Origin of the sequence: Leifsonia sp. 71-9 (assembly GCF_001898805.1) — a bacterium.
GTDB lineage: Bacteria > Actinomycetota > Actinomycetes > Actinomycetales > Microbacteriaceae > Leifsonia.
Window position 1 is genome coordinate 115440 of sequence record NZ_MKVJ01000019.1, and the last position, 23590, is coordinate 139029.

The 23590-nt window shown below is 72.4% G+C and carries 19 protein-coding genes, 1 tRNA gene and 1 other RNA gene; 3 read left to right on the forward strand and 18 right to left on the reverse strand.

Annotated elements, in window-relative coordinates:
* Positions 1-8: 8 nt before the first annotated feature.
* From BGO91_RS14605 to BGO91_RS14620, 4 genes are all read right to left on the reverse strand, one after another.
* Positions 9-683 (reverse strand): response regulator, encoded by a 675-nt coding sequence (locus BGO91_RS14605; RefSeq protein ID WP_290473464.1) that lies wholly within the window; start codon positions 681-683, stop codon positions 9-11.
* Positions 680-1909, reverse strand: coding sequence for a hypothetical protein (locus BGO91_RS14610; RefSeq protein ID WP_290473465.1), 1230 nt, complete (start codon positions 1907-1909; stop codon positions 680-682). Before BGO91_RS14610 ends, BGO91_RS14605 begins: the two co-directional genes overlap by 4 nt.
* The gene (locus BGO91_RS14615; RefSeq protein ID WP_290473466.1) at positions 1906-3084 is read right to left on the reverse strand and encodes an ATP-binding protein; all 1179 of its coding nucleotides are present in this window, start codon (positions 3082-3084) and stop codon (positions 1906-1908) included. Before BGO91_RS14615 ends, BGO91_RS14610 begins: the two co-directional genes overlap by 4 nt.
* A 187-nt stretch (positions 3085-3271) precedes the next feature.
* Positions 3272-4468, reverse strand: coding sequence for an Rv2578c family radical SAM protein (locus BGO91_RS14620; RefSeq protein WP_290473467.1), 1197 nt, complete (start codon positions 4466-4468; stop codon positions 3272-3274).
* Positions 4469-4529: 61 nt separating this feature from the next.
* Between BGO91_RS14620 and BGO91_RS14625 the strand changes: the two genes are divergently transcribed.
* Complete coding sequence (locus BGO91_RS14625) at positions 4530-4925, forward strand: hypothetical protein (protein WP_290473468.1); 396 nt, start codon at positions 4530-4532, stop codon at positions 4923-4925.
* A 58-nt stretch (positions 4926-4983) separates the two neighbouring features.
* Here the strand turns inward: BGO91_RS14625 and BGO91_RS14630 are convergent, their stop codons facing one another.
* The 4 genes from BGO91_RS14630 to BGO91_RS14645 form a co-directional block, all read right to left on the reverse strand.
* Entirely contained in the window at positions 4984-6606 is a 1623-nt protein-coding gene (locus BGO91_RS14630; RefSeq protein ID WP_290473469.1) for an ABC-F family ATP-binding cassette domain-containing protein, read from the reverse strand.
* Between the two features lie 214 nt (positions 6607-6820).
* Positions 6821-8296, reverse strand: a complete 1476-nt coding sequence (locus tag BGO91_RS14635; protein WP_290473470.1) for a malate:quinone oxidoreductase — start codon at positions 8294-8296, stop codon at positions 6821-6823.
* A gap of 86 nt (positions 8297-8382) precedes the next feature.
* The gene (locus tag BGO91_RS14640; RefSeq protein ID WP_290473471.1) at positions 8383-8826 is read right to left on the reverse strand and encodes a DUF1801 domain-containing protein; all 444 of its coding nucleotides are present in this window, start codon (positions 8824-8826) and stop codon (positions 8383-8385) included.
* 63 nt (positions 8827-8889) lie between these two features.
* Complete coding sequence (locus tag BGO91_RS14645) at positions 8890-9312, reverse strand: hypothetical protein (protein WP_290473472.1); 423 nt, start codon at positions 9310-9312, stop codon at positions 8890-8892.
* Positions 9313-9398: 86 nt separating this feature from the next.
* On the opposite strand from BGO91_RS14645, the gene BGO91_RS14650 reads away from it, so the two are divergent.
* Positions 9399-10040: a MerR family transcriptional regulator gene (locus tag BGO91_RS14650; RefSeq protein WP_290473473.1), complete on the forward strand. Its 642-nt coding sequence runs from the start codon at positions 9399-9401 to the stop codon at positions 10038-10040.
* A 73-nt stretch (positions 10041-10113) separates the two neighbouring features.
* On the opposite strand, the gene BGO91_RS14655 is transcribed toward BGO91_RS14650, so the two are convergent.
* From BGO91_RS14655 to ffs, 10 genes are all read right to left on the reverse strand, one after another.
* On the reverse strand, positions 10114-11184 hold the full coding sequence (locus BGO91_RS14655) for an aspartate-semialdehyde dehydrogenase (protein WP_290473474.1): 1071 nt from the start codon (positions 11182-11184) through the stop codon (positions 10114-10116).
* A gap of 96 nt (positions 11185-11280) precedes the next feature.
* On the reverse strand, positions 11281-12567 hold the full coding sequence (locus BGO91_RS14660) for an aspartate kinase (RefSeq protein ID WP_290473475.1): 1287 nt from the start codon (positions 12565-12567) through the stop codon (positions 11281-11283).
* 95 nt (positions 12568-12662) lie between these two features.
* Complete coding sequence (gene recR / locus BGO91_RS14665) at positions 12663-13259, reverse strand: recombination mediator RecR (protein WP_290473476.1); 597 nt, start codon at positions 13257-13259, stop codon at positions 12663-12665.
* A gap of 3 nt (positions 13260-13262) precedes the next feature.
* Complete coding sequence (locus tag BGO91_RS14670) at positions 13263-15815, reverse strand: DNA polymerase III subunit gamma and tau (protein WP_290473477.1); 2553 nt, start codon at positions 15813-15815, stop codon at positions 13263-13265.
* A 46-nt stretch (positions 15816-15861) separates the two neighbouring features.
* On the reverse strand, positions 15862-17106 hold the full coding sequence (locus BGO91_RS14675; protein ID WP_290473478.1) for an acyl-CoA thioesterase/BAAT N-terminal domain-containing protein: 1245 nt from the start codon (positions 17104-17106) through the stop codon (positions 15862-15864).
* Positions 17103-18491, reverse strand: a complete 1389-nt coding sequence (locus BGO91_RS14680) for an acyl-CoA thioesterase/BAAT N-terminal domain-containing protein (protein WP_290473479.1) — start codon at positions 18489-18491, stop codon at positions 17103-17105. The genes BGO91_RS14675 and BGO91_RS14680 overlap by 4 nt, the downstream gene beginning before the upstream one ends.
* Before the next feature lie 15 nt (positions 18492-18506).
* Entirely contained in the window at positions 18507-19703 is a 1197-nt protein-coding gene (locus BGO91_RS14685) for an acetate kinase (protein WP_290473480.1), read from the reverse strand.
* Positions 19700-21823, reverse strand: coding sequence for a phosphate acetyltransferase (pta, locus tag BGO91_RS14690; RefSeq protein WP_290473481.1), 2124 nt, complete (start codon positions 21821-21823; stop codon positions 19700-19702). Before pta ends, BGO91_RS14685 begins: the two co-directional genes overlap by 4 nt.
* Before the next feature lie 3 nt (positions 21824-21826).
* Positions 21827-23173 carry a DUF1254 domain-containing protein gene (locus BGO91_RS14695; protein ID WP_290473482.1) on the reverse strand — a complete coding sequence of 449 codons (1347 nt, stop codon included), beginning with the start codon at positions 23171-23173 and terminating at the stop codon, positions 21827-21829.
* Between the two features lie 100 nt (positions 23174-23273).
* An RNA gene (ffs, locus tag BGO91_RS14700) (signal recognition particle sRNA small type) lies at positions 23274-23370 on the reverse strand.
* A 99-nt stretch (positions 23371-23469) separates the two neighbouring features.
* On the opposite strand from ffs, the gene BGO91_RS14705 reads away from it, so the two are divergent.
* Positions 23470-23557 (forward strand) — tRNA-Ser (locus tag BGO91_RS14705).
* Positions 23558-23590 lie beyond the last annotated feature (33 nt).

Sequence of the window (23590 nt, forward strand, 5' to 3'; positions counted from 1 at the left end):
GACGAGTGTCAGGTGAGGTACCCGTCTTCGGCGGCGCGGCGGATGAGGTCGGCGCGCGAGCTCGTCGGGCGCCCGGCCTTGCCGTACTTCTCGCGGACGCGGCGCAGGTAGGTCTTGGCCGTCTCGTACTGCACGTTCATCGCCTTCGCGACCTCGGAGGTCGTGCGGCCGTCGGCGTAGAGCACCAGGGCCTGCCGTTCGCCGTCGCTCAGGCGGGGACGGGCGGCCTCCGGGATGATCGGGCGCGGGCGCCAGACCAGCTCGGGCGCCGGGGTCCCCCGGTCTCCGCCGCGGCCGATGGCGGCCAGGGCGGCGGCGAGCAACTCGCTCATCGGCTGGGACTTCGTCACGTAGGCGAGGGCGCCGGCCGCGAGGGCCGCGTCGCGGTCCTCCTGTGTGTCGACCGCGCTCAGGACGATGACCTTGGCACCCGCCGCCCGGCAGGTGCGCACGCGCGCGCCGATCGAGACGGACTCGCGCAGCTGGAGGTCCATGATCACGAGGTCCGTGGGGAACGCGTCGCTGTGCACGAGCTCGATCCAGCTGCCCGCCCGCAGGACGAGGTCGAACTCGGGGGCGTTCTTCTCGATCCAGGTGGCGAGGCTGTCGAGGAGGATCTCGTGGTCGTCGAGGATCGCCAGCCGTGCTGGCGCGGGGACGGGGGATGCGGGGGTGGTGCTCATGATCTGCGGCTTCCAGGATAGGCGAATCGGAGCGCCAGCTCGCCCGCGCGCACGCGCAGGCCCGTCTCCATCGAGACGGAGCGGAGGGCGCTGAGATAGGGGACGAGCTCGCGCCGGATCTCGCGCCGCTGCTGCGCGACGCGCGCGGTGAGCAGGAAGGAGGGGTGCTCGGGGTCGGCGACGTCGATCCGGAAGCTCGCGGGGTCGAGGCCGGGGAGCTCCGAGACGGTCGCGACGAGCGCGGAGACGATGGCCCGCTGCTCATCCGTGAGCACTCGGTCCAGCCGGTCCGGGTCGTGCACGCGGTCGTGGACGCGGCTCGCGGCGGCCGCGCCGTCTGCGTGGTCCCGACCGGCGAAGGCGAGCTCGACGGTCTCGTCGAGCCAGGTGCGCTCGATCGACGACACCGCCAGCGCACGGAGCCCGGACGCGAGCGCGGTCGCCCGGTCGCGGTCGGCCCCGGTGATCTCGCCGCGGGCGAGGAGGCCGCTGAGGAAGGGGACGATCTCCTCGAACGACGCCGCGCTCTCCTGGGCGACCTGGCGCTGCGCCGTCTCCCGCAGCTCGCCCTCGAGGCGTTCCTGGCCGGCGCGGGCGACCTCCCGCCAACGGAGGGTCTCGCCGGTCATGGTCCAGGCGTAGCCCGCTCCCCCGGCGGCGAGCGCCAGGACCGGCGTCGCGGCGACGGTGGCGTAGACGATCGGTCCGGTGTGGATCGCGAGGGTCCCGGCCTGCAGGGCGGCGAGGGCGCCGACCACCACCGCACCCGCCAGGGCGACGGCGAGCACCTCGAGCACCGGTCGGTAGAGCGGCATCGCGATCAGCAGGAGGGCGATCGCGATCTGCCCCCAGTCGTCCTGGATGCGCAGGTTGCGGCCCCAGACGGATGCGTCGAAGAGGCAGGCGGCGACGATCGCCAGGCCGATCACGGCCACGTGCGACCAGCGCCCGAACGGTGCGAGTCCGGGGTGCGTCCGCACCGCGGCCACGGCCACGGCAAGCACCAGGATGGCGATGGCCGTCACGGCGAGCGTCGGGGAGCGGAGCTGGTCGAGGTGCCAGATCGTCGAGGTGATGGCGTAGCCGATCGCGGTCGCCCCGATCAGCGGGACGAGGAGCCAGGCCGATTGCACGCCCAGCGGATCCAGGCGCTGCGGCGTCCGCTCGACCGGCACCGAGCGCAGGCGCACGATGGTCTCGGAGGCGATGCCGCGCGGGGCGCTCATGCCACCACCTCCGGAGCGCACGGGACGACCATGATGACCGTCGTCCCGACGTCGGCGCTGGAGTAGACGGTCACCGTCCCGCCGACGCGCGAGATGCGGTCGTGCACCGATTGCCGCAGCCCGAGCCGGTCGCCGGCGGTGGAGTCGGGCGCGAAGCCGCGACCGCCGTCGACGACCATCACCGAGAGCGAGTCGTCGCAGATGCTGAGTGCGACCTCCGCCGTGGCACTGCCGGAGTGTCGGATGACGTTGACGAGGCACTGCCGGACGGCCAGCCCGATGGCGCGGAGGGTCGTCTCGTCGAGGCGCGCGATCGAGGCGCGCTCGCCCGAGACGTCGATCGCGAGCCCTTCGTCGCGCGCGTCCTCGATGGCACGGTGCAGGTCGCTCCGGTACCAGGGGTCGTCGCCGATCGGCTCGGCGGTGGTCGACTCCTTCAGAGAGGGGAGGCCGCGGCCGATCGCGTCCAGGTCCGCCGCGATGCGCTCGCGCAGGCGCTCCTGGAGCGGGCCCGGTTCCGATCGCGAGACGGCCAGCAGCTCGCTGAGCACCGTGTCGTGGGTGTCGGCGGCGAGGTCGGCGATGAGCGAGCGTCTCAGCTCCACCAGGCGCACGTCGCGGACGGCGCGGTGGATGGCGGACTGGGGGCGGCCCCGCGAGCCCCGGGTGAGTCCGTCGAAGGCCAGGACGCCCACCAGGAGCAGGTACGCGCCGAGCGAGATCGCATCCGTCGTGAACACCCGGTCCGTCGTGACGGCGGCGAGCAGGACCGCGGCTTCGGCGAGCGCGAAGCCGAGCGAGGCCCAGAGGATCCCGGCGAGGGCCCCGGTGCCGGTGCCCCCGACCAGGGTCATCGCGACGACCGGCAGGGCGACGACGAACAGGTTCGTGTCCCGGTAGGCCGGTGTGCCGAGGAAGATCGCCACCACGTAGAAGTAGGTGCACACCGTCCCGACGGCCAGGTAGGCGATCGTCAGGGCGACGGTGCGCCCGCGCGCGAGCAGTGCGAGGACCGCCAGCAGGGCGACCATCGGCAGGAGCATCACGAGTGTCAGCCATGAGGCTCCGCTCACACCCTGCCCGAAGCCCGAGAAGAGGGCGTTCCCGAGCGCCGCCACCAGGCAGACGAGGCCCGCCCAGCGGGCCGCCGTCGCGAGTGCTCGCGAGTTGGCCACCCTCGAGAGGTGGGTGGGTAGGCCGAGGGACACGCGATGCCTTTCGCGAGAGCGGGCGGTCCGGCGCCGGCCGGAGGGGTCGGATCGTCCCGGCTCCCTCGGGAATTATGGCATCCGCCGGGCATCGCGTGTACCCCGCACGTCCCCCAATCTTGTACCCCATCCGGGCGCCCTCCCCTCCCGGCGCTCAGAACAGCGTCGGCTGCAATCCCGCGGCCAGCAGCGACGCCCCCACGAGGGACTCCGCATCCGGGGCCCCGCCGTGCGACGCGGGTGCCCCGCCGACCGAGCCGCTGCCGGTGCCGGCGGTGCCGCCGCCGGCGCCGGCGCCCCGACCGTTGGCCGCGCCCACGACGCGCCGCTCACCCTCGGTGTCCCGCAGCATCCCGAGGGCCGACGATCGCACGCCGCCCGTCAGCGGATCCTCCTCGCCCCGCTCGAGCCCGTGTGCCCGGATCAGCGGCTTGATCCGTGCGGCCAGCCACTTGCGGTACTCGGCGGGCGCGTAGGTGCCGCGACCGTACATGCTCCGGTAGCGCGGGAGCAGCTCGGGATGCTCCTTCGAGAGCCAGAGGTAGTACCACTCCTTCACGCCCGGCTTGAGGTGGAGGGCGGTGTAGAGCACGGACGTCGCACCGGCCTCCTTCGCCTGGCGCAGGGCCTCATCCAGGTGCGCGCGAGTGTCGGTGAGGTACGGCAGGATCGGCATCAGGAACACCGCGCAGTCGAGACCGTGCTCGCGCACCGCGGTGACGGTCGCGAGCCGGGCCTTCGTGGTCGGCGTGCCCGGCTCGACCGACTGCTGCAGCTCGTCGTCGTACACCGCGATGGACATCGCGAGATCGACGGGGACCCGCTTCGCCGCCTCCGCCAGGTGGTCGAGATCGCGACGCATGAGCGACCCCTTGGTGAGGATGCTGAAGGGGGTTCCCGTGTCGGCGAGCGCGTCGATGATGCCGGGCATCAGGGAGTACCGGCCCTCGGCGCGCTGGTACGGGTCGGTGTTGGTGCCGAGCGCCACGGGATGCCTCCCCCAGCTGGGCCGGGACAGCTCCTTGCGCAGCACCTCGGCCACGTTGACCTTGACGATGATCTCCTGGTCGAAGTCCTTGCCCTGGTCGAGCTCCAGATAGGTGTGCGTCGGGCGGGCGAAGCAGTAGACGCACGCGTGCGAGCACCCCCGGTACGGGTTGATCGTCCAGCCGAAGGGCATCGGACCGCCACCGCCCGGGATCTTGTTGAGCGCCGATTTCGCGAGCACCTCGTGGAAGGTGATGCCCGCGAAGTCGGGCGTGCGCACCGAGCGCACGAGGTTGTTGAGCCGCGCGAGCCCGGGCAGCGCCGCCGGTGCTTCCGCCGTGAGTTCCTGCCCGCTCCATCTCATGACCTCATTCGAACATATGTTCGAATGATCGTCAAGCCTTCCGCTGGACGAGTGCAGCGCGATGATACGGTGGCGGTCGAGTGACGACGCGCCGTGCATCGCCTTCGGCGTCCTCCTGCTCGCGCTCGGCGGCGCCGCGTTCTGGGGAGCCCGGTACGAGCCCACGCTGGTGGGATCCGGTCTCGTCGCCGTGGCCCTCGGGCTGATCGCGTTCCTCCTCGGTGGATTCGGCGTCCACGTCGCACGGAGCGCGTCGCCCCGAGCGGCGGCGGGACCTGTCCTGCTGCTCACGATCCTCACCGTCGCGATCGGTTTCGTCGGCAACGGCATCACAGCGGTCGTGAGCGCACTGGGGTCGAGCACCTACGGTCTCGTGGCGAGCCTGCTGCTGTTCGTCGTCGCGCTGAGCGTCGCCCTGCAAGGTGCGCTGATCCACGGCGCGGCGAAGACGCTCTGAGGAGCGCACCTCCGCCGCGCCGTGGGCCGGCCGGAGCCGGTTCGGACGACCGTGCTCGTCACGCCGCGCGCAGGGCGACCTCCTCCCCGTCCCACCGCGCACGCAGCCAGCGGTCGTGGCTGGCGACCACGACGGCGCCGGGATACCCGCCCAGCGCCTCCTCCAGCTCCGTCGCGAGCCCCAGCGAGAGGTGGTTCGTGGGCTCGTCGAGCAGGAAGAGGTGGGGCGGCCGGGCGAGGATGAGCGCGAGCGCGAGCCGGCGCTGCTGACCGACGGAGAGCGCGCCGACCGGCCGGTCCAGATCGCGCGGGGCGATCAGTCCGAGGCCGACGAGCGGGATGCTCTCGGCCCGTCGCTCCCCCAGCACCGCCTCGTAGACGGCGCGGGGCGAGGCCGACGGGTCCGGGAAGCGCACGTCCTGCTCGAGCAGTCCGACGCGCAGCCCGCGCCGGCGCCCGACCGAGCCGTCCGTCGGCTCGAGGCGGCCGGCCACCGCAGCGAGGAGCGTCGACTTGCCCGCCCCGTTCGCTCCGGTGACCAGCACCCGCGACTGCGGCGCCACGTCGAACGACGGGACGTCGAGCCGGCCCGGGATGCGGAGCCCGCGCGCGTGCACGAGCAGGCCGCCGTCCTCGGCGAGCGGCTGGAAGCCGGACGGGATCCCGCCGAAGCGGAGCACCGGCGGCGGCTTGCGCACCTGGGTGCGTTCGAGCTCCTCGCGGCGCCCCGTCGCGTTCTTGATCCGGCGGCTGATCTGCTTGTCGAGCGTGCCGCCCTTGAACGACTTGGCGAACTTGTCGTTGTCGCGCACCTTGCCCGACCAGGAGATCGAGCGCGCCGTGACGTCGGCGGCGAAACGCAGCGCAGCCAGCTCGTCCTGCTCGTCGGCGAACTGCTTCTCCCAGCGCTCCCGCTCCGCCGCTTTCGCGGCGAGGTAGTCGCTGTAGCCCCCGCCGAACGCGACGGGGCCGCCGCGCGCCGGATCGATGTCGAGCAGGCCCGTCGCCACCGCGTCGAGGAACGCCCGGTCGTGACTGGCGAACAGCACCGGCCCGTGCCACTCGCGCAGCCGTCGTTCGAGGAACGCGGCGGCCGCGTCGTCGAGGTGGTTCGTCGGCTCGTCGAGCAGCAGCGCGTCCGGCTTGCCGAGCAGGAGCGCCGCTAGGGCGAACCGGCTGCGCTGGCCTCCCGAGACCTCCGAGAGGCGCCGGGCCAGCGGGATGCCGCTGACGCCGAGCCCGGCCAGGAGCTCGTCGCGGCGAGCCTCGATCGTCCAGATCTCCGCCCGCTCGGCGGCCTCGAGAGCCCGGTCGTAGCGAGCGGCGGCGCCGTCGTTGCCGTCGGTGAGGGCAGCGGCGGCGGCCTCCAGCTCCCGTTCGATCTCCCGCACGCCCGAGAGGGCGTCTTCGACGAGCGATTCGAGCGAGTCGTCCGGCCGGAACCGGACCTCCTGCCACAGGAAGCCGACCCGTGCGGGACGGTGGATGGTGCCGCCGTCGGGCGACTCCACCCCGGCGAGCAGCCGCAGCAGAGTGGATTTGCCGGCGCCGTTCTCGCCGATCAACCCGAGGCGCGAGCCGGGGGCGACGGTGAGGGAGACATCGGAGAGGATGCGGCGCGCGCCGTAGCTGAGCGAGACGCCGTCCGCGCGAAGCGGAGTGAGTGTGGTGGATGCAGGCATGGATAACCGCCTTCCGAGCGCTCCGGTGTACCGGATTCCCGCCGGGCGTTGTCCGTCGTGAGCGGCGCGCGAGCGCTATGAACGCGATGACCTGAATCGAAGGGTCACCCACTCTGTCGACGGCGCCTCGGGCGCGGGACGAAAGGAGGTGATCACTTCATAGCGCTGACGACCCTAACAGGCCGTCGGCGCCGCCGTCTACCCTCGCAGGGAACTACCGGACGAGATTCAGCGTCGCCGCGGTCTCCGCCAGCACGCGCGCGGCGTCATCCGGCCGGTCGTTGAGCGTGGTCCCGACCGTCGGGATCAGCTTCTCGATGGTCGGCAGCCAGCCGTCGTAGCGGTCGGGGAAGCAGCGCTTCAGCAGGTCGACCATGATCGGGACGGCCGTGGAGGCGCCCGGGGACGCGCCGAGCAGGCCGGCGATCGAGCCGTCCTGGGCCGCGACGACCTCGGTGCCGAACTGCAGCACGCCGCCCTTCTTCGCGTCCTTCTTCATGACCTGGACGCGCTGGCCGGCGGTGATGAGCTCCCAGTCCTCGCCCTTCGCCGTCGGCATGAACTCCTGCAGCGCCTTGAGCTTCTTGGCGCGGTTGGCGAGCAGCTCGCCCGCAAGGTACTTCATCAGGTCGACGTTGTCGCGGGCGACCGCGAGCATCGGCCCGAGGTTGCCGGCGCGGACGGAGCCGGGCAGGTCGAACCAGGAGCCGGTCTTGAGGAACTTGGGGCTGAATCCGGCGTACGGGCCGAACAGCAGCGAGGCCTGGCCGTCGACGACACGGGTGTCGAGGTGCGGCACCGACATCGGCGGGGCGCCGACGGCGGCCTTGCCGTAGACCTTCGCCTGGTGCTGGGCGACGATCTTCGGGTCGCTGGTGCGCAGGAACTGACCGGAGATCGGGAAGCCGCCGAACCCCTTGATCTCGGGGATGCCGGCCTTCTGCAGCAGGTGGAGCGCACCGCCGCCCGCGCCGACGAACACGAAGCGCGCCTGCACCTCGTGAGGGGTGTGGCCGACCTCGTGCCGCACCTTGATGCGCCACAGGCCGTCCTTGGTGCGCTTGATGCTCCGCACGCGGTTGTTGAGGGCGAGCTCGGCGCCGTTCGCGACGAGGTTGTCGACCAGGGCGCGGGTCAGCGCGCCGAAGTCGACGTCGGTGCCGGAGGTGGATCGCGTCGCCGCGATGCGCTGCTTCGCGCTGCGCTTCTTGGTGAGCAGCGGGGTCCACTCGCCGATGACGGCCGGGTCCTCCGAGTACTCCATGTCGGAGAACAGGGGCTGCTTCTTGAGGGCCTCGAAGCGGCGGCGCAGGTAGCGCACGTTGTCGCGGCCGCGCACGAACGTCATGTGCGGGGTCGGGTTGATGAAGGTCTCGGGAGCGGGCAGGTCGCCGGCCTCGACCAGGCTCGCCCAGAACTGGCGGCTGAGCTGGAACTGCTCGTTGATGCTGATCGCCTTCGCGGGGTCGACGGAGCCGTCGGCCGCCTCGGGCATGTAGTTCAGCTCGCAGAGGGCGGCGTGACCGGTTCCGGCGTTGTTCCAGGGGTTCGAGCTCTCCTGGGCGACTTCGCCCAGGTTCTCGTAGATGCGGATGCTCCAGTCGGGCTGCACACGCTGCAGGAGTGCTCCGAGCGTCGCGCTCATGATGCCGCCGCCGATGAGGACCACGTCGATGGGAGAGTTGCTCACCGTACGATCTTACGGTGCCCCCGGCGCATCCCCGGGTTTCCCGGGGGAAAGTATCTCGATGTCGAGACAATCAGCAGGTGGCGGCCTCAGTTCACCCGCTCGTAGATGGCGACGAACCGGGCGACCGGGAAGGCGGCCACCGTCTTCGCGACGAGCGGGAGGTCGACGTCGGCGAGCGTGCGGAACCGCACGCAGCTCTTGCCCATGTCGAGTCTCCTCCCGCCACGCGTCCACTCCTTCCGGAAGCTGCGCTCCTCGGCCGAGTCGCTGTAGAGCGCCATCAGGTACAGCGACGTGTAGTGCTTCTGGGCGGCGAGACTCACGTAGGCCAGCGGCTGCCGGTTGTAGGTGTCGGGGAACGTCTCCAGCGGGACCACCCAGCCGGGCATCCGCCACTGGACCCCGAGCCGGTAGCCGTCGGGCATGGCCGCGGCGACGGTGTCGAACACGGGCTGGAAGACCTCGCGCCGCTTCGGGGGCAGCGCTTCGAGGTACTCGGCGACCTCGGCGGGCAGGGGTTCGGCGCGCATGGGATCATGGTAGCCGTCGGCGACCGCCGCGTGGAGGGGCGGGTCGCGTTCCCGCGTCGATCCTCAGCCGACCGCGGCCGCCCCGGCGACGATCAGGGCGATGCCCGCGACGATCATGCTGGCGGTCAGCACCCCGAACCCCACCCAGACGAGCGCGATCACTCCGCTGGGCCGCTGCGGATCGCGTCCCAGCACCGAAAGGAAGAAGCCGGCCGGGATCAGGATGGCCGTCGCCAGCACCCCGATCGCCGCGACGTGCATCCATCCCGTGACGCCCGCCGCATCCAGCAGCACGAGCACGACGAGGCCCAGGATGACGAGGACGCCGGCGTGCGCGTGGCCGGCGCGGAAGAAGCTCTTCTGCAGGGCGTTCGCACCCTGCTTGCCCGTGACGACGCGCAGCAGGAAGGTCCCGCCGTAGGCGATGCCGATGACGGTGAGCAGGACGACGCCCGCGATGATGGCGCTGGCCGGTTGGAGCAGCATGGTCCGCCTCCTTGGATAGTTGAAGTATCCAAAGACTAGATAGTGCTACTATCCATGTCAAGAGTCGACGAAGGAACGGTGGCGGCGTGCGGATCTCCGAACTGGTCGAGCGGACGGGCGTCCCGCTCGCCACCCTCAAGTTCTACCTGCGCGAGGGGATGCTGATGCCCGGCGAGGCGCGCACCGCGACGCGCTCCGAATACGGCGAGGAGCACGTCCGCCGCGTGGCGCTGATCCGGGCGCTGTCCGACGTCGCCGGGCTGCCGCTGCAGCGGGTGAAGACCGTGCTGGGCCTGATCGACTCCCCCACCGCCTCCCTCTTCGAGTCCCTCGGCAGTGCCGTCGCGGCGCTCCCGCCCTACACCGACGACGTCCGCGCCGACGAGACGGAGCCGTCGGCCCCCGAGTATCCGCGCGCTCACGCCGCCATCACGGCGCTCGGCCAGGTGTACGACCCGCGCTTCGCCGCCGTCGCCCAGCTGGAGCGCGCCCTGGCGGGTGTCGAGACGGCGGGCATCCCGATGACCGCCGATCGCCTCGACGTCTACGGCGCGCACGTGCGCGCGATGGCCGAATTCGACCTCGCCCGGATGCCCGAGGAGGGCCGGGAGGAACAGCTCGGATACGCCGTGCTCGGAACCGCGCTCTACGAGCCCGTCATCGCCGCGCTCCGCAGGCTCGCCCACCAGGACATCGCGGCACGTCAGCTCTCCGAAGGCTCTGCCTGACGCAGCGACATTCGTCACAAATGTCGGGAAAGCGCAGCGCTATCCCGACATTTGTGACGAATGTGGCGTGGGCTCAGGCCTGAACGGGAGTGGAGAGCCGCTCGGCGACCAGCTCGGCGATCTGCACGGCGTTCAGCGCGGCGCCCTTGCGGAGGTTGTCGTTGCTGATGAACAGCGCAAGGCCGCGGCCGGCGGGCACGCCCTCGTCCTGACGGATGCGGCCGACGAAGCTCGGGTCCTTGCCGGCGGCCTCGAGCGGGGTCGGGACGTCGGTGAGCACCACGCCGGGAGCCGACGCGAGCAGCTCCTCCGCGCGGGCCGGACTGATCGGCTCGGCGAACTCCGCGTTGATGGAGAGCGAGTGGCCGGTGAAGACCGGGACGCGCACGCACGTTCCGCTGACGAGCAGCCCGGGGAGGCCGAGGATCTTGCGGCTCTCGTTGCGGAGCTTCTTCTCCTCGTCGGTCTCGTTCAGGCCGTCGTCGACGATCGAGCCCGCGAGCGGGATGACGTCGAAGGCGATCGGACGCACGTACTTGACCGGCTCCGGGAGGGCGACGGAGGAGCCGTCGTGCACGAGCTGCAGGAGGTTCTCGTCGGCGACGGCGGTGCGGACCTGGGTCGCGAGCTCCTCGGCGCCGGCGAGCCCGGAGCCCGAGACGGCCTGGTAGGTGCTCACAGTGAGGCGCTCGAGTCCCGCCTCGTCGTGCAGGACCTTCAGCACCGGCATCGCGGCCATGGTGGTGCAGTTGGGGTTGGCGATGATGCCCTTGCGCGCGTCGGCGATCGCCTCCGGGTTCACCTCGGAGACGACGAGCGGGACGTCCGGGTCCATGCGCCAGCCGCTCGAGTTGTCGATGACGATGGCGCCGGCCTCGGCGAAGCGCGGGGCGTGGGCCTTCGAGCCGGTCGCCCCGGCGGAGAAGAGCGCGATGTCGACGCCGGAGACGTCGGCGGTGGCGACATCCTCGACCGTGATCTGCTCGCCGCGGAACGGCAGCGTCGTGCCCGCCGAACGCGAGGATGCGAAGAAGCGGACGGACGCGGCCGGGAAGGCGCGCTCCTCCAGCAGGCGGCGCATCACGCTGCCGACCTGGCCGGTCGCGCCGACGACGGCGATGTTGAGTCCAGTGGTCTCGCTCATGGTGGTGGCCCCTTCGGGTCGGTGGTCTTGGAGGGTCGAACGTGATGTCCGCCGCCGCCATTCCCTCGCGGGCGGCGGCCGACGGGCCGGGATCCCCTAGCGGCCGGTTCCGGCGTAGACGACGGCCTTCTCGTCGCCGTCGAGGCCGAACGCCGTGTGGATGACGCGGGCCGCCTCGGCCACGGTGTCGGCGCGGGTGACGACCGAGATGCGGATCTCGCTGGTGGAGATCATCTCGATGTTGATGCCCGCGTCGTAGAGCGCCTCGAACAGCCGCGCGGAGACGCCCGTGTTGGTGCGCATCCCGGCGCCGACGAGCGCGAGCTTGCCGATCTGGTCGTCGTACTGCAGCGACTGGTAGCCGACCTCGTCGCGCTCCGCGGTGAGAGCGGTGAGCACGCGCTGACCCTCGGACTTCGGGAGGGTGAACGAGATGTCGGTGAGGCTCGTGGCGGCCGCGGACACGTTCTGCACGATCATGTCGACGTTGGCGTTGGCCTTCGCGACGATCTTGAAGATCTGCGCCGCCTTGCCCGGCACGTCGGGAACCCCGACGACGGTGATCTTCGCTTCGCTCAGATCGGTGGCGACTCCGGAGATGATCGGCTCTTCCACGGTTCCATCCTTCTTCGCGGCCTCGGCCGCAGCTGCTTCGTTGAGGACGTACGTGCCCTCCTTGTTCGAGAACGAGGAGCGCACGTGCAGGGTCACGTTGTGGCGGCGGGCGTACTCGACCGCGCGGATGTGCAGGACCTTCGCGCCCGCGGCGGCGAGCTCCAGCATCTCCTCGCTGGTGATGCGGTCGATCTTGCGCGCCAGGGGCACCTGACGGGGGTCGGAGGTGAAGACGCCGTCCACGTCGGTGTAGATCTCGCACACCTCGGCGCCGAGTGCTGCGGCGAGGGCGACGGCGGTCGTGTCGGAGCCGCCGCGGCCGAGAGTCGTGATGTCGCGGGTGTCGCGGTTGAAGCCCTGGAAGCCGGCGACGATCGCGATCGCGCCCTCCGAGAGTGCGTCCTGGATGCGGCCGGGCGTGACGTCGACGATGCGCGCCGCGCCGTGCTGCGCGTCGGTGATCATGCCCGCCTGGCTGCCGGTGAACGAACGGGCGTCGTAGCCCATGCTCTTGATCGCCATCGCGAGGAGCGCCATCGAGATGCGCTCGCCCGCGGTGAGGAGCATGTCCAGCTCGCGCGGCGCGGGGATCGGCGTGACCTCGTGCGCCAGGTCGACCAGCTCGTCCGTCGTGTCGCCCATGGCGGACACGGCGACGACGACCTCGTTGCCGGCCTTGCGGGTCTCGACGATGCGCTTCGCGACGCGCTTGATGCTCTCGGCGTTCGAGACGGACGAACCGCCGAATTTCTGCACGATAAGGGCCACGGACACTCCTGGACTGACGGGTTTCCCATCCTACCGTCCGGGTGCATGCCCCGATCCCCATATGACGACACGGCGCCGGGAGGTGCTCCGTACGGTCAGGAGACCTGGCGACGGCCTTCGAAGGCGCGGCCGAGGGTGACCTCGTCGGCGTACTCGAGGTCGCCGCCGACCGGGAGGCCGGAGGCGAGCCGGGTGACCCGGATCTCGAGCGTCGTCAGCAGGCGGCTGAGGTAGGTGGCGGTCGCCTCGCCCTCGAGGTTGGGGTCGGTGGCGATGATGACCTCCTGCACGGTGCCGTCCGCCAGTCGCTGCATCAGCTGGCGGATGCGCAGGTCGTCCGGTCCGACGCCGTCGATCGGGCTGATCGCGCCGCCGAGCACGTGGTACAGCCCGCGGAACTCACGGGTGCGCTCGATGGCGACGACGTCCTTCGCCTCCTCCACGACGCAGATGAGTTCGGGCGAGCGGCGCGGGTCGCGGCAGATGGTGCAGGTCTCCTGCTCGGAGACGTTGCCGCAGATCTCGCAGAACCGGACCTTGTCGCGCACCTCGAGCAGCACCTCCGCCAGCCGGGTGACGTCGAACGTCTCGGTCTGGAGGATGTGGAACGCGATGCGCTGCGCCGACTTGGGGCCGATGCCGGGCAGGCGGCCGAGCTCGTCGATCAGCTCCTGGACGATGCCTTCGTACACCGGTTACCTCATCCCCATCGTGGGCGGAGCGTCGATCTCCTCGATGAAGGTCGCTCCGAGCAGCTCGCGCACGACGGCCTCGCCGTAGCGCTGCGGCTCCTGGAAGGTGGGCGTGCGGGCTCCGCTGGCGGCGGCGGAACGCTGCGCGGCGGGCGCCGACGCGGCAGGCGCCGACGCGGCAGGCGCCGAGGCTGCGGGCGCGGCCGGGCGAGTAGCGGGCGCGGGCGCCGAGGCGGGACGGGCGGGTGCGCTCGCGGCTCGATCGGCGGGGGCCGGGGCGACCGCCCAGTCGCCGGCCGGCTCGTCCGGGGTCGGCGGCTCGAACGGCGGCTCGGTCTCGTCCGGCGGCACGTCGTCGAAGGGAGGCTCGTCGGCCGCGGGAGCGGTCGGAGCGGGAGGCGTCGGCGCGGCCGGGGCTGCGGACGGGCGGGTCGGCGCGGGGGCGGCGGCCGGAGCAGCGGGGCGCTCCATCGTGGCCACGGCGGCGGCGGCGGGAGCCGCACCGGCACCGGGGATGCTCACGATCGCCCAGTCGGTGACCGGCCCCGTCGGCGCGGACGCCTCGGGGGTCGCGGCGGCGGCCTGCTCGGTCCGGGGCGCGGCAGCGGTCGGCGCGGCGTTCGCTGGAGCCGAAGCCGGAGCCGGAGCGGCCGCAGCGGGGGCGGCAGCGGGCTGACCGGCGGCACCTGCGCCATTGGCGTCGCCCGGCCAGGTGTCGGCGACCGGAGCGGTCGGGGCACCGGCGCCGGGGCGCTGGCCTCCACCCGGGCCGCCATCGGCGCGCGCGATGAACTTCACGCGGATGCCGAGGATGTCGACGATCGCCTGGCGGAGGTACTCGCTGACACCCGGGGTGCCGGGGGCCTGCGACTGACGGAAGCTCTGCACGTCGTTGTCGCTCGGGAACGACAGCGTGAGCACGTCCCCGTCGAGCGCGCGGACCTGGGCGGTGAACACGACCATCCAGGCGCTGCGCTTGGCGCGCTGGACGGCATCCAGGATCTGCGTCCAGGAGTCCTTGACCTGCTGCGTGGTGACCGGTGCGACCGGCGCGGGCGCCGCAGCGGCGGGAGGTGCTGCCGCCGGCGCGGGCTTCTCGGCGGGCGGGGTGGCCTTCTCGGCGGGAGCGGCGTCCGTGGGAGCGGCCTCGGCGGGAGCCGCAGCAGCGGCCTCCACCTCCGTCGCCCCGGCGGGTGCCGTCTCGGCGGGGAGCGCCTCGGGGGACGCGGTCGGTGCTGCCGCCGTCGGCGCGGCGGCCGGTTCCGGAGCCGCGGGCGCGGCCGCAGGAGCGGACGCGGCGGCGGGCGCGGGCGCTGCAGCGGGCGTCCGCGTCGGAGCCGGGGCTGCCGAGGCTCGGGAGGCGGCGGCCGCCGCTCCCCCGTCGCCGTCGCTGACGCCGACGCGGCGTTCCAGCCGCTCGACGCGGGCCAGGGCGCCGCGCTCGGAGGCGTCGCTCGACGGGACGAGCACGCGGGCGAGGAGGAGCTCGAGGTGCAGTCGCGGCGACGTGGCGCCCGTCATCTCGGTGAGGGCGGCGTTCACGATGTCGGCGGCGCGGCTCAGCTCGGCGGCGCCGAACTTCATGGCCTGCATGCCCATGCGGTCGAGCTCGTCCTGCGGCACGCCGCGGAGCACGGCGGCGGCGCCGTCGACACTGGTCGCCGCGACGACGATCAGGTCGCGCAGGCGCTCCAGCAGGTCCTCGACGAACCGGCGCGGGTCCTGACCGGTCTGGATCACCCTGTCGACGGCGGCGAACGCACCGGCGGCATCCCGCGCGGCGATCGCGTCGATGACCTCGTCGAGCAGGGCCGCGTGGGTGTAGCCGAGCAGGGCGACGGCGCGCTCGTACTCGATGGCCTCGCCCTCGGAGCCGGCCATCAGCTGGTCGAGCAGCGAGAGCGTGTCACGCGGTGAACCGCCGCCGGCGCGCACCACGAGCGGCAGCACGCCGGGGGCGACCGTCATGCCCTCGCTGTCGCACAGGCTCTGGACGTACTCGAGCATCTGCGCGGGCGGCACGAGCCGGAAGGGGTAGTGGTGGGTGCGGGAGCGGATGGTGCCGATGACCTTCTCGGGCTCCGTCGTCGCGAAGATGAACTTCACGTGCTCCGGCGGCTCCTCGACGATCTTGAGCAGCGCGTTGAAGCCCTGCGGCGTCACCATGTGCGCCTCGTCGAGGATGAAGATCTTGTAGCGGTCGCGGGCCGGAGCGAAGATCGCCCGCTCGCGGATGTCGCGCGCATCGTCCACGCCGTTGTGGCTGGCGGCGTCGATCTCGACCACGTCGAGCGATCCGCTGCCGTCGCGGCTGAGCTCGACGCAGCTCGCGCACTTTCCGCACGGGGTGTCGGTCGGACCCTCCGCGCAGTTGAGGCAGCGGGCCAGGATGCGGGCGGACGTCGTCTTGCCGCAGCCGCGCGGGCCGGAGAAGAGATAGGCGTGGTTCACGCGGTTGGTGCGCAGCGCCGTCATCAGCGGCTCCGTCACCTGCGATTGGCCGATCATGTCGGCGAAGGTGTCGGGCCGATATCGGCGATAGAGAGCGGTTACCACTCCCACATGCTACTTGCCGCCGCTGACAATCGGGCGGGCGGGCGGGTCAGCGGCCGGGGACGGTGGAGGGTGCCGTCAGTGCCGCCGCGATCGCCCGCCACACGGCCTCCCTCCCCCGCTCCGTCGGCTGCGCCGCCGCCCCCTCCGGGAGGTTCAGCGGCGTGTACGGCGGCGTGTAGAAGAGGTGCTCCGCACCCGCCGCCCTGACGTACGTGTCGCCGGGGCGCGCGGGCCGCTGGCGCGCGGCCTCGTCCATCCACGCGCATCCGTTGTTCAGCTGCTCGTCGCTGCCGGCGCAGCCGAGCACGACCGGCCCGCGGATGCCGCTCAGATCGAGCACCGATGCCGGCTCGACGTCGTTCGTCCCGGTCATGCAGGGGACCCAGGCGCCGTCGACGGTGATCGCCGGGCTCGGGACCGGGGACGGGCACACCAGGCCGGTGGTGCCGCCCGGGGCGATGGCGCCGTAGACGAGGTCCGGGTGCGCGACCGCGAGCCAGAGGGCGAGCGGAGCGCCGCGCGACGTGCCCATCACGAAGATGCGCTGGTCGTCGACGCCCTTCTGCGCCTTGAGCCAGTCGACGGCCGCGAGCAGCCGCTCGGCGGGCACGGTGCGGCGCGGCTCGAGCTGGCCCGCGCTGCCGAAGGTCGAGAGGTCGAGCGCCGGGTACCCCATCGCCGACAGGGTCGCGGCGGCGAGCACCCCGGTCGGCGTGCCGGGGTCGGTGCCGTCGAGCACGAGGACGCCGGGACGGAGGCCCTCCGAGCGCAGCACCGGGGCGAAGTAGTCGGCGCTCAGGCCGTCGTCGAACACCGCCGCCGCCGGCGCCGCCGCGGTCAGGCCCACCCGCTGCACGTGCGTGGCCGCCACGCGCAGGCCACCGACCGTCGCGCTGAGCGCCACGGAGACCGTCGCCCCGCCCCAGGTCTGGTCCGAGGTCGCGGCCTCCCCCTTCGCGCTCCGCATGGTCCAGAAGAGTCCCATCGGGTCGGCTCCGGAGTACGGAGCCTCCACGGGCGCCTGCCGGGCGAGGTCCACCTCGCCGTCCGGCGGCACCGCGTACACGGCCGTCGACGACCAGGTGCCGCCCGACTGCGTCACCGCGGAGACGGTCACCCGGCCGCCCGGCGGGAGCCCCGCGAGGCTGATCCGCGCGGGCTCCCAGACCCCGGTCGGATTCGTCTCGACGACGAAGCGCGGCCCTCCCGCACGCGCGGTCGTGCAGCCGGCCAGCGAGGCGAGGCCGACGGCCGCGACGGCGAGGGCGGCGACGATCCGGGCGGCCCTCACGATCGCGTCGCTCTCAGGACGATCTGGGCGACCGCGTTCCAGAAGGCGACGCGCGCCTGCTCCGTCGCCTGCGCGTCGGCCCCCGATCCCGCCGGCGCGCCGGGACGACCACGCGGGAGCGCCACGGGCAGCCCCGGCGGGACCGTCACGGCGTGACCCGCCCGCGGCGCGTTCTGGATGCTGTCGCCGGCCCGCCTCCCGCGCGCCGCGGCGAGGGCCGCCTGTCCCGAGCAGGCCGAGGCGAGCACCGTGTCGCGCCCACCGCAGGCGAGGACCACCGGCCCGTCCACGCCACCGAGCGGGATCACGGATGAGGCTGAGTCGGGACCGGGCCCGACGCGGCAGGGCAGACCGGCGCCGTCCTCGAACGCCGGAGCGGTGGACCCGGAGGGCAGGCAGAGGAGCTGGGGCGCGCCTCCCGCGGCGAACAGCCCGTGGACCCGGGTCGGGAACCGGGTCGCCGCCCACAGCGCGAGCGGCTCGGAGACGCCCGTGCCGTAGACGAAGACGTCCCGCGCGTCGATGCCCTGCTGCGCCGCGAGCCAGGCGAGGGCGTGCTCGACCGTCGTGCTGTCGACGACGCTGGAGGCGCGCACGCCGTCCGGTGCGGACGACACCGGGAGCACCAGCACCGACGCCCCGAAGCGGGCGAGCAGAGGCGCGGCGAACGCGGCCGAGGCTCCCGGCGCGGGGTCGTCGAACATCAGAACCGCGGGTGTGATCGGGCGCTCCTGCGACGTCGCCTTCCAGAACTGCGCCACGGGCTGGTCCTCGTGGGTCTCGCGCGGGAAGCGGGACGTGCCGGCGCCCTCGAGGTCGCGCGTGTAGAGCGTGTGCGGCCGCAGGTCGTCCGCCAGCCCCTGCAGGTCGAACGTCCGCGACGCGACGAGCCGATCGGCGTCGAAGGCCGCGAGGGTCACCGGGAGGGTGTCGTGCATCCAGTGCGTCGCGAGCGCGGTTCCGGAGAGCTCCGGCCCGTCCAGCGACCAGAACAGGCCGACCGAGTCCGGCTCGGCGAAGGGGGCGAGCTGCGGCCGGGCGGTCGCGAGGTCGAGCATCCCGCCGGCCGGGACGGTGTACGTCGCCGACGACCGCCAGGTGCCGCGCCCGTCGGTCAGCGTCGCGGTGATCCGCAGGCGGCTGCCGGGCTCGCCGCCGACGAGCTGCAGGGGCACCGGCCAGAGCACCGACGTGTAGTGGATGAGCGGCGGCGTGACGAAGCGCGGGCCGACGGGGCCGTCCGCCGCGGTCGCGCATCCGCCGAGGGCGAGGGCGAGAGCGGCGACGGTCGCCACCACCGCCGTCAGGGCGGCGACGGGGCGGCGCGGCCGGGAGCGGGCGGGAGGCTGTCGCCGTCCGTCCCCGTCGCCGCCCCATCGCCGCATCGTGGATCCTGCCTGCTAACCCTCGCCCGCGACCGCCTGGAGCGATTGCCGGGCGATCTCCAGCTCCTCGTTCGTCGGCACCACCAGCACGGTGACCGCGGAATCGTCCGCCGAGATCACGCGGGCGTCTCTCGACGTGGATGCGTTCCGTTCGGGGTCCAGCCGGATCCCGAACACCTCGAGGCCGCGCAGCGCCTCCGCCCGCAGCTGCTCGTCGTTCTCGCCGACGCCCGCGGTGAACGTGAGCACGTCGAGGCCGCCGAGCAGCGCCGTGTAGGCGCCGATGTAGTGGCGGAGCCGGTGCACCACCGTGTCGATCGCGAGCCGTGCGGCGGCATCCCCGCTGTCGGCCGCGTGGCGCACGTCGCGCATGTCGCCGCGCCCGGCCAGGCCCAGGAGGCCGCTGCGCCGGTTGAGCAGCTCGTCGAGCGCATCCGTGTCGAGGTGCGCGCGCCGCGCCAGATGGAGCAGCACCGCCGGGTCGAGATCGCCCGATCGGGTGCCCATGACGAGGCCCTCCAGCGGGGTCAGCCCCATCGAGGTCTCCACGGAACGGCCGGCGTCGACCGCGCAGGCCGAGGCGCCGTTGCCGAGGTGCAGCACGATCTGCTTCAGCTCGGCGAGCGGGCGCCCGAGGAACTCCGCGGCGGTCTCGGACACGTACTTGTGCGACGTCCCGTGGAATCCGTAGCGGCGGACGCGGTACTTGTCGGCCAGCTCCGCGTCGATCGCGTACGTGTACGCGGCGGGCGGGAGGGTCTGGTGGAACGCGGTGTCGAAGACGGCCACGTGCGGCACGTCCGGGAACGCCTTCTCGGCCGCCCGAATGCCCTGCAGATTGGCGGGGTTGTGCAGCGGTGCGAGATCGGCGAGGTCCTCGATGTTGATCTCGACCAGCGGGGTCACGATGGTCGGCTCGAAGAACCGCTTGCCGCCGTGGACGACGCGGTGGCCGACCGCGACGAGGGGGTTCTCGTCGAGGCTCGGCCCCTCGCTCGCGAAGAGGTCGAGCATCGCGCGGAATCCGGCGGTGTGATCCGGGATGGGGAGGGAGCGCTCGGTCGTCCCGCCCGGTCCGCGGTGGCGGATGTGCCCGGACGCCTCCCCGATCCGCTCGATGAGGCCACTCGCCAACGCCTCCTCGGAACCGGCGTCGATGAGCTGGTACTTGAGCGACGAGGAGCCGCTGTTCACCACGAGGACGGCGCTCATGCGAGGGCCGCCTGGATCGCGGTGATGGCGACGGTGTTCACGATGTCCTCCACGGTCGCTCCGCGCGACAGATCGTTGATCGGCTTGCGCAGGCCCTGCAGCACCGGCCCGATCGCGACGGCGCCCGCGCTGCGCTGCACCGCCTTGTAGGTGTTGTTGCCGGTGTTGAGGTCGGGGAACACGAAGACGGTGGCGCGCCCGGCGACGTCGGAGCCCGGCATCTTCGCGGCGCCCACCGCGGCGTCCGCGGCGGCGTCGTACTGGATGGGGCCGGCGACCGCCAGCTGCGGCGCCCGCTCCCGCACCAGCGCCGTCGCCGCGCGCACCTTGTCGACGTCCGCGCCGGCTCCGGAGTCGCCGGTCGAGTACGAGAGCATGGCGACGCGCGGCTGGATGCCGAACTGGTCGGCAGTGCGCGCAGACGACACCGCGATGTCGGCCAGCTGCTCGGCGGTCGGGTCCGGGATGACGGCGCAGTCGCCGTAGACCAGCACCCGGTCGGCGAGCGCCATCAGGAACACGCTCGAGACGACGGACACGCCGGGCGTGGTCTTGATGATCTCGAAGGCCGGCCGGATGGTGTGCGCCGTCGTGTGGGCGGCTCCCGACACCATCCCGTCGGCGAGGCCGAGGTGCACCATCATCGTGCCGAAGTACGACGCGTCCGTGACGGTGTCCGACGCCTGGTCGACCGTGATGCCTTTGTGGGCGCGCAGCTTGGCGTACTCCGTGGCGAAGCGGAACCGCAGCACGTCGTCGAACGGGCTGATGACCTCCGCCCGCGAGAGGTCGAGGCCGAGCTCGATGGCGCGCGACCGCACCTCGAAAGGCTCGCCCAGGATGGTGAGCCGGGCGACGCCGCGCGCGAGCAACGTTCCTGCCGCGCGCAGGATGCGGTCGTCCTCCCCCTCCGGGAGCACGATGTGCTTGTTCGCCGCACGCGCCCGCTCGATCAGGTCGTACTCGAACATGAGCGGCGTGACGACGTCGTGGCGCGTCACGTCGAGGCGGCCCAACAGGGCGTCCGCGTCGACGTGCCGCTCGAAGAGCGCGAGGGCCGTGTCGTACTTGCGCTGCGAGTCGGCGGCCAGCCGGCCGCGCGCGTGGGTGATCCGCACGACGGTGTCGTAGGTGTCGAGGCCCGTGCGGACGATCGGCAGCGGCGAGCGCAGACCGGCGAGCAGCCGCTCGATCGGCTCCGGGAGGTCGAAGCCGCCGTTCAGGACGATGCCGGCGATCGACGGGAAGGTCCCCGACGCGTTCGCCATCAGCACGGCCAGGAGCACCTCGGTGCGGTCGCCGGGGACGACGACGACCGCCCCTTCCACGAGCCGGGGCAGGACGTTGTCCATCGACATGCCGGCGACGACCACGTCGAGCGCCTCCCGGCCGAGCAGGGTCTCGTCGCCGGCGATGAGCGTCGCGCCCGTCGCCTCGACGATGGAGCGGATGCTCGGCGCGACGAGGAACTCGTCCTCCGGGATGGCCCAGACCGGCGGACGGTCGCCGCCGCGCTCGGCGGGGACGATCTCCGAGATGGTCTCGACGATCTCGTCGAGTCGGGAGGCGTCGGCGCGGTTGGCGACGACCGCGAGCAGGCTCGCGTGCTCCGCGCGCATCTCGACCAGTGCCAGCTCGGCGAGGTGCTGCAGGTCTTCGGGCGAGCGCGGCTCGGCCTGACCGAGCCGTTCGCCGAAGCCCTGCCCGACCCGGCCGCCGAGCACGAGCAGCACGGGAGCGCCCAGGTTGGCGGCGATGCGGGCGTTGTAGCCGAGCTCGGTCGGGCTCCCGACGTCGGTGTAGTCGGACCCGAGGATGACGACGGTGTCGAACCGCGTCTCCACCGCCCGGAACCGGTGCACGATCTCGGCGAGCGCCGCATCCGCGTCGACATGGACGTCCTCGTACGTGACGCCGATGGCCTCCTCGTACGAGAGATCGGCCGTGACGCGCTCCAGCAGCAGCTCCAGCACGTAGTCGCGCTCGACCGTCGAGCGGGCGATCGGGCGGAACACGCCGACCCGCCCCACGGAGTGCCGCAGCGCCTCGATGACGCCGAGCGCCACCGTCGACTTGCCGGTGTGCCCCTCGGCGGAGGTGATGTACAGCGAACGGACCACGTCTCAGCCGATCCGCTCGATGGCCGGCAGGCGGTACTCGCCCGAGAGCACGGCGGCTCCCGGCGCGTACATCCGCATCAGCGGGCGGAACTCCCCCTCCGGCGTCGGCAGCCAATTGGCGGCCTGGGTGGGATCGGTCGGTCGGGTGGTGCTCATCGTGATCGTCAATCCTCCGTCGTCGTCGTACACGATCCCCCTCGTCCGGTCGCCCACGGAGTACCGGTCCGCCGCGTTCGCGACGAGGAAGTACCCCGGGAGGTCGTACATGGTGAGGGACCAGAAGGCGCCGACCGGCGGGGTCGGCGCGAGGCGCAGCCGGTAGACGTGCTCGCCCGTGAGCGCGTTGCCGTCGGCGTCCTCGTACGTCGCGGAGTACACGGCCTCGTAGCCGTGGTTGCCCCACAGGCCGCCGAGCGCGGCACCGGCGCGGACGGCGTAGCGGGTGCGCGGGTCGTCGAGCGTCCAGGCCGGGTCGTCGAGCGTCCCGACCTCGAAGAAGTCGAGGTTGTAGTCGAACGAGTGCAGGGTGAGCTGCCAGTGGTCGACGACCGGCGCTCCGGTGCGCAGCGAGGCCTCGAGCGCCTCCTTGCCGACCGCGTAGCCGGTCTCCAGCGCGGCCTGCACCTCCGCCGGGAGCTCGCCGACCGGGACGTCGCCCGTGAGGCCGAGCTCGGCGTAGGTCGCCAGCGCCGCGCGATCGCGCTCGGCCGGCGGGAACGCTTGCGACCACACCCGCATCCGCTCGAAGAAGGTCAGCGCCTCGCTCGCGCCGGGCACCACCGGTGGCACGCCCTCAGGAGGCGTCAGCGACCGGCGCAGCGGCGTCAGCGTCAGGGCGTCCTGGAGGGCGTGCACGGCGGGCAGGTCGTCCTCCCCGTCCACGGCCCAGCGGCCGACGATGGACGCGATGCGCGTCGGGAAGTGGATGCGCGTCGGGCCGGCAGCGGCGTCGGCCGGGTCGGCCTCCGGACCCTCCCACTCGGGCGGGAGCAGCAGGAAGTCCCCCGCTCCGCCTCCCGTCGCGCGCGTGCCGACATAGGCGAAGTTCTCCGTCCACGCCGAGACGAACTGCAGCACGTAGTACCGCTCCCCCGCCTCCGGGACGCTGAGCAGCACCGGGCCGACGCTCAGATCGACCTGCGCCATCGAGTACACCGTGTCGTTGTTGATCGACACGAAGGTGTCGTCCGGCCCCGCGAGCGTGCGACCGTGCCCGAACACGTTGTACGGGGTGGGAGGGACGGCGCCGATCCCGGCGCTCACGAACCGCTCGACCTGCTCCAGGTCGAACACGAGGGGGAAGCCCACGACATACGCTTCGGAGGCCAGCTCGGCCATCTGCTCGGTCACTCCACCATTCCATTCTTCGGCGGGATGCCCATTCTACAGACTGTAGAAGAGCGGGCGATGCTGCCCTCACTCTACGCGGGCGCCCCGCGACGATGGAATGAAAAAAGACCCCCCACGCACCCGCCAGAGCCCGGTTACCCTTGCTGCGTTTCCGCCCTGGGGGAGTTGGCCTGGATGGCGCCACGTGGGGAGCCGTCGAACAGTCTAGCGGGTCGATCTGAGGGCTCGTGCACCGACCCCCTCCTCGCGTCCGCTAGGATATTGTGAGCCGTCGCCCGCAAGGCGGTGGCAACCCAGGAGAATTCGCCTAGTGGCCTATGGCGCACGCTTGGAAAGCGTGTTGGGTGCAAGCCCTCGGGGGTTCGAATCCCCCATTCTCCGCCAATTTCCAGAGCTGATGAGGGCCCCGAGATCCGC

Coding starts and splice junctions, on each gene's coding strand:
- BGO91_RS14605 (WP_290473464.1), bottom strand. CDS start 683: ATGAGCACCACCCCCGCATCCCCCGTCCCCGCGCCAGCACGGCTGGCG.
- BGO91_RS14610 (WP_290473465.1), bottom strand. CDS start 1,909: ATGAGCGCCCCGCGCGGCATCGCCTCCGAGACCATCGTGCGCCTGCGC.
- BGO91_RS14620 (WP_290473467.1), bottom strand. CDS start 4,468: ATGAGATGGAGCGGGCAGGAACTCACGGCGGAAGCACCGGCGGCGCTG.
- BGO91_RS14625 (WP_290473468.1), top strand. CDS start 4,530: ATGATACGGTGGCGGTCGAGTGACGACGCGCCGTGCATCGCCTTCGGC.
- BGO91_RS14630 (WP_290473469.1), bottom strand. CDS start 6,606: ATGCCTGCATCCACCACACTCACTCCGCTTCGCGCGGACGGCGTCTCG.
- BGO91_RS14640 (WP_290473471.1), bottom strand. CDS start 8,826: ATGCGCGCCGAACCCCTGCCCGCCGAGGTCGCCGAGTACCTCGAAGCG.
- BGO91_RS14645 (WP_290473472.1), bottom strand. CDS start 9,312: ATGCTGCTCCAACCGGCCAGCGCCATCATCGCGGGCGTCGTCCTGCTC.
- BGO91_RS14655 (WP_290473474.1), bottom strand. CDS start 11,184: ATGAGCGAGACCACTGGACTCAACATCGCCGTCGTCGGCGCGACCGGC.
- BGO91_RS14680 (WP_290473479.1), bottom strand. CDS start 18,491: ATGCGGCGATGGGGCGGCGACGGGGACGGACGGCGACAGCCTCCCGCC.
- BGO91_RS14685 (WP_290473480.1), bottom strand. CDS start 19,703: ATGAGCGCCGTCCTCGTGGTGAACAGCGGCTCCTCGTCGCTCAAGTAC.